The 282-nt window shown below is 43.6% G+C and carries 1 pseudogene; it reads left to right on the top strand.

Annotated elements, in window-relative coordinates:
- A pseudogene (gene kdnB / locus AAEY88_RS13000) lies at window positions 1–282 on the top strand (3-deoxy-alpha-D-manno-octulosonate 8-oxidase KdnB); the annotation flags it as partial.

The following is a 282-nucleotide window of genomic DNA, read 5'->3' as shown; positions in this document are numbered from 1 at the left end:
ACCTACTGATTTACGTAAACGTAGATGATGAGCCAACAACTGAACAAGTTGATGCGTTAACGGCGCAAGTTAACGCATTTAACACTAAGTTACCAGTGAGCGTAGTCGGTTTAGGCGGCGGTTCAACGATGGACTTAGCCAAAGCCGTATCACTAATGCTCACTAACCCTGGTAGTTCTTCTGAATACCAAGGTTGGGATTTAATTAAAAATCCTGCAATACATCATATAGGTATTCCAACAGTGTCTGGCACGGGTGCTGAAGCATCACGTACTGCAGTAT

This window comes from Psychrobacter sp. CAL346-MNA-CIBAN-0220 (assembly GCF_040309805.1).
GTDB lineage: Bacteria > Pseudomonadota > Gammaproteobacteria > Pseudomonadales > Moraxellaceae > Psychrobacter.
Note: the sequence above shows the minus strand (reverse complement) of the source record. Positions and strands in the feature narration are given on the sequence as shown.